Genomic DNA, 387 nt, shown 5'->3' on the forward strand with positions numbered 1-387 from the left:
TTGTTATTTATTGGTTTTTTAATAAAAACACGCGATTTAATTAAAGCTATGAATGCATGTGCCGATAAATAAAGGGACGGTGATTGAAGCCGTAGGCAAGAAGCCTAAACATTAGCCGAAACATATTTAAGGAATAATACCATGGCGGTAATTAACACTAACAGCCTGTCTCTGATGACACAGAACAACCTGAATAAATCCCAGTCTTCTTTAGGCACCGCCATTGAGCGTCTGTCTTCTGGTCTGCGTATTAACAGTGCCAAGGATGATGCTGCGGGTCAGGCGATCGCCAACCGTTTCACTTCAAACATCAACGGTCTGACTCAGGCTGCGCGTAACGCGAACGACGGTATTTCTCTGTCTCAGACCGCAGAAGGCGCGTTGGGT

The 387-nt window shown here is 45.0% G+C and carries 1 pseudogene; it reads left to right on the forward strand.

Going from position 1 to position 387, the window contains the following annotated elements:
- Positions 1–141: 141 nt before the first annotated feature.
- Positions 142–387: pseudogene (locus ACQ4OC_RS19640) on the forward strand (flagellin FliC); the annotation flags it as partial.

This window comes from Yersinia sp. J1, from assembly GCF_050586585.1.
GTDB classification, from domain to species: Bacteria; Pseudomonadota; Gammaproteobacteria; order Enterobacterales; family Enterobacteriaceae; genus Yersinia; species Yersinia entomophaga.